This window comes from Treponema sp., from assembly GCF_017430385.1.
Taxonomy (GTDB): domain Bacteria; phylum Spirochaetota; class Spirochaetia; order Treponematales; family Treponemataceae; genus Treponema_D.
In genome coordinates, this window is sequence record NZ_JAFRNB010000102.1 from 1 (window position 1) to 4,635 (window position 4,635).

The following is a 4,635-nucleotide window of genomic DNA, read 5'->3' on the forward strand; positions in this document are numbered from 1 at the left end:
CCTTGATTTTTATATTCCATATATTTTTTCCTTTTTTGATGCAAAAAGCCGAAGTTCCTATGCTAAAAGCTGAAATAATGATTGAACTAATGAAAAAAAATGCAAAAACAGACGGTAAGCAAGGTTGGCACATGAAACTCAATTTGGGCGTGCGAGCGCAAGCGAGTCAGATTCCTATTACGCCCAACCTTGAGTTTCTAATGTGCCGTTCTTGCTGGTAGTCTGTTTTTGTTTTTTGGTCGCTAATTTTAATAATTATTTCGTCTTGAAACGGTCATCTGCCGCGCTTTCAAGTGCCTTGAAGAAGTCCTCTACATATTTTGCGCTGTTCTTTTTTGCATCCTCGAAGTCATACTTGATTGTATTGTTCATGTCGAGGCCGAACTGTGCTGCTTCTTTTGGCTGAGTTGCGTTGCTCAAAACGAGGAACTGATATGAGCCAGATTCTTTTGCAAGGTTTACGCAGTCTGGAGAAAGTGCGTACTCAATCCAAAGTTTTGCTGCGTTAGGATGTTTTGCTCCCTTGAAGATTGCGGTTGCGCCGATTTCGAATGAAGTTCCGTCTGCAGGAACTACAAGACCGATGTTGTTGTAGCCCTGGAGAATTTGGTATATTCCGTCATGAAGGAAGCCAACGCCGATTACACACTCGTGAGGACCAACCATTTTTGAAGGACCTGAACCAGATTTTGTGTACTGAGCGATGTTTTTGTCGAGCTTCTTGAAATACTCCATTGCCGCATCGTGGCCTTTCATCTGAATCATTGTGTTGATTACGAGTTTTGCTGTTCCCGCTGTGTTCGGGTTTGAGAGCATGATGAGACCTTTGTACTCAGGTTTGAGAAGATCGTCCCATGTTTTTGGAGCTTCGAGTTTGCGTGCAGTAAGCTCTTCCTGATCGACCATGAAGCCAAGAATGCCTTTGTAGATTCCGTACCAGCAGTCTGTTGTATCTTTGTAATCTGTGCTGATGAGGTTCTTTGCGTTCTTTGCCTGATATGATTCAAGAAGACCTGCAGCTACAGCCTCGTTGTATGGATCTGTCGTGCCGCCGAACCAAACATCTGCGGATGGATTTCCGTGTTCCTCAGAAATCTTAGTGTAAACTTCTGATGTTGAAAGTCTCTGATATTTTGTAGGAATCCCGTATTTTTTTTCAAAATTTTTTACGGCGGCGGCAATGTATTCTTCCTCACATGAACCGTAGACTGTCAGCGCTCCTTCTGCTTTTGCCGCTTCAATAAGCTCGCTGAATTCTCCTCCTGCGCTTTCTGCATTCGTGCTGTTGTTTGTTTTTTTGTTACAAGATGCAAGTGTGAATAACATTGCAAGCCCGATGATTGATGATAATATTCTTTTCATATAACCTCCTGCATCCAAGAAACCATTGGATACCTATTTTTGAATATCTTTTTATTGTAAGGCTGACTTTAAAAAATCGCAACTTTATTTTATAATTCTTTTATGAATAAAATCGAAATTAAGTGCGTTGCCTCAGAAGGGGCAGTTATTCCTGAATATAAGACTAGCGGGGCTGCGGGTGCAGATATCTGCGCTTTCCTTTCGGAGCCAGTAATCATCAAAAAAGGCTCTCGTGCCATGATTCCGACCGGGCTTTTCTTTTCGATTCCACAAGGATATGAAATACAGGTTAGGCCGCGTTCAGGCCTTGCCGCAAAAAACGGCGTTACAGTCCTGAACACTCCGGGAACTATTGATTCGGATTATCGCGGCGAGGTCAAAGTCATTCTCGTAAACCTGGGCGATGAGGATTTTGAGGTCAAAAATGGTGAGCGAATCGCACAGATTGTCGTCGCTCCTGTCACGATTGGTGTTTTTGAGCAGGTTTCTTCATTGGACGAAACTGAACGGGGAGCAGGCGGCTTCGGAAGCACAGGAAAGTAATGCCAAGTCCAATCTGGAAGCTTCGTCAGCTTCTTTTAAAGAAAAAATCTGAATTTCTCAAGCGATTAAAAAAATCCGCTGCATTTTACCCTGTAAAGCGTGCGGTTGTTTCCATAATATTCTACCGTCGTACATGGGCAAAAAGCGGGGCAAAAAAACGGCTTGAGGAATTCGCAAAATCGCTTCTTTTAAAATACAACGAATTTAATCTTCTTAATTTTTCAGCCAAAATTCTGAGCCGTGCCGTAGGAAAACTCGGCTTAAAAAGGCTTTCCTCTTTTCTTGCAACTTCAATGCAGGAAGACACCGGAATCAACCGCCATGTCATTTTCCGCTACCTCATGAAGGAACTTTTCCTTTACTTTTTCATCGCGTTCATCTTCTTTTTCATGGTTTTCTTCGTCAATCAGATTCTTTTGGTCGCCGAGAATATCCTCAAAAAACGCGTTCCTGTCATGGATGTAATGCGGCTCATCGCATATTCCCTTCCTATGGTCATTGCTCAGTCGGCTCCGTTCGCAACTTTGGTCGGATTTTTGATGTGCCTGGGGCGTCTTGCGAGCGAAAACGAGATTCTGATTTTCCGTGCGAGCGGTCAGGGCTACCGTGTGATTTTAAAGCCTGTGCTTATTCTTGGGGTCTTGATTTCATTCGCTTCTTTTTTCGTGAACGATTATCTTCTTCCTCTTGGAACTCTCAACTACAACAAGCTTTACCGTTCAATCCTCACTTCAAATCCGGCCGTTGAGCTGGAGTCAAATTCAATAAAAAGGACTAATGACAAGACTCTCGTAATCGGTGATGTCAACGGTGAGAATGTGAGCGACCTGATTTTCTTCGATACTGACTCAGACGGTGGCCAGAGGATTATAGTCGCTGATGCTTCGGCCGTAAGAAAAGCAACGGAACCGGGCGTTCTTATGAAGCTGATTATGAATGATGCGAGCGTTCTTATGTTCAGTCAGGACAAGAAGAACAATTACGATGTCCTGATGAGCGAGAATGTTGAGCTGAATATTTTTGAATCAACATTCCTTGAAAACAATTCAGTAGTTTCTCCGCGTGAGATGACGAGCTACGACCTTTACAAAGAAATCAAGGAAATGAAAAAAGATCCCGATGTCACGCCAAAAAAACGCAACCGCTACAATTTGGAGATGGCAAAAAAATTCTCGGTTCCGTTCGGCTCAATTTTCTTCGCGATTTTGGCAATGCCGCTCGCGCTGATTTTCGGAAAGCACAACGGACAGACAATCGGCCTGATTATCGGGCTTTTTATCTCCGTGTTCTACTGGGCTGTGAGCATTGTCGGGCAGATTTTCAGCTCGCGCACAGGCGTTTACGGTGTTACGACAATGTGGGCACCAAACCTGTTCATAGGCGGGGCGGGAATCCTTTTCTATCTGAGGCTTTTGCGTAAATGAAAATCGTCGAATATCTTTTCAGAAAAGTCATTCCTCTTTTTCTCGGAGCAATCGTTTTCTTTGCCCTTGTCCTTATCATGGTCGATTTGATGATGAATCTTTGGAATTTCATCTCTAACGGCGTTCCGGGGCTAAAAGTTCTAAGAATTATGGGGCTTTATGTTCCTAAGTGCCTGTGGTATGCCACGCCGATTGCCATGCTTTTCGCAGTTTCCTACACTCTCAGTGATTTGTACGCAAACAACGAGCTGATTGCGATTTTCGCTTCGGGAATTTCCCTCACAAGATTCACATTTCCTCTTCTCGTTTTTGCTTTCGGAATGAGTTTCGCGCTTTTCTTCTTCGATGACAAGATTGTAGTTCCGACTTATGCCAAAAAAACGGCCGAGCAGGAAGAAGTCCTCAATAAGGATAAATCCCTGAATAATGACAAAATAGTAATCCTAAGTGATAACGGCAACATCTGCTACAAGGCTGAATTTTATGATGATGATTCAAAACGGCTTAATTCCCTCTATATAATAGTCCGCAATGAGGATAAATCTCTGAATTCCGTGATTCGTGCTGATTCTGCCAGCTGGCATGATGACAGATGGTTTTTGTCGGGGGCAGTCCAGTATACTCAGGAGAACGGAACTGTAACTGCAGGAGCTGTTTCATCTGATATTACGAAAAAGCTTACTGAGCCGCCTGAGACTTTCCAGAACAATGTAATCAGCGTTGAGACCGTTGATTCTGCCACGGCAAAAGTTTACATAGAGCATTTGCAGAAAGCGGGCCTTCCTTTCGCGGAGCCTCAGAGCCTTTATTACAAAAAATTCTCATTTCCGTTCATTCTGTTCATCGTTGTATTTTTGTCGGTTGGTTTGAGCGGAAAAACCCGCAAAAATGTCATGCTGATGAGCCTTGCTTCGTGCATCAGCGCGGCAGTTTTGTTCTATGTCACGCAGATGATTACGATGCTTCTCGCAAAATTCGGAGCGATTTCTCCTTTTATGGGCGCGTGGTTCCCGGTTTTCATGTTCGTCGTGATTGCGGCGGTGGTTTTGAGATACGCCCGCACATAAATTCCTTGCCTATAACTGACAGCCGCTTGTTTTTGTGATATACTCGTTTTGAAATGATAGAAAATATTTTTGAAATCAAACACGAATCAACGGACGGCGCGTCTCGCACGGGCACTTTGCATCTTCCGCATGGAGACGTTCAGACTCCTGTTTTTATGCCTGTCGGAACTAACGCCACAGTTAAGGCTCTCACAAAAGATGATTTGGAAGAAATCGGATTTGAAATCATTCTTGCCAAC

6 protein-coding genes are annotated in these 4,635 nt (G+C 43.6%); 5 read left to right on the forward strand and 1 reads right to left on the reverse strand.

From position 1 onward, the window contains the following. The coding region (locus IJJ71_RS07035) for a hypothetical protein (protein WP_296846122.1) at positions 1-221 on the forward strand (221 nt) is incomplete at its 5' end. A 34-nt stretch (positions 222-255) separates the two neighbouring features. On the opposite strand, the gene IJJ71_RS07040 is transcribed toward IJJ71_RS07035, so the two are convergent. Beyond that, entirely contained in the window at positions 256-1,362 is a 1,107-nt protein-coding gene (locus tag IJJ71_RS07040) for an ABC transporter substrate-binding protein (RefSeq protein ID WP_296846123.1), read from the reverse strand. Between the two features lie 102 nt (positions 1,363-1,464). Between IJJ71_RS07040 and dut the strand changes: the two genes are divergently transcribed. The 4 genes from dut to IJJ71_RS07060 form a co-directional block, all read left to right on the forward strand. Further along, entirely contained in the window at positions 1,465-1,905 is a 441-nt protein-coding gene (dut, locus tag IJJ71_RS07045) for a dUTP diphosphatase (protein WP_296846124.1), read from the forward strand. After that, a complete protein-coding gene (locus tag IJJ71_RS07050) occupies positions 1,905-3,329 on the forward strand; it encodes an LptF/LptG family permease (protein ID WP_296846125.1) in 1,425 nt (474 codons plus the stop codon). The genes dut and IJJ71_RS07050 overlap by 1 nt, the downstream gene beginning before the upstream one ends. Next, on the forward strand, positions 3,326-4,396 hold the full coding sequence (locus IJJ71_RS07055) for an LptF/LptG family permease (protein WP_296846126.1): 1,071 nt from the start codon (positions 3,326-3,328) through the stop codon (positions 4,394-4,396). The genes IJJ71_RS07050 and IJJ71_RS07055 overlap by 4 nt, the downstream gene beginning before the upstream one ends. Positions 4,397-4,449: 53 nt before the next feature. Then, positions 4,450-4,635: tRNA-guanine transglycosylase (locus tag IJJ71_RS07060; RefSeq protein WP_296846127.1), on the forward strand; the 186-nt coding region annotated here is incomplete at its 3' end.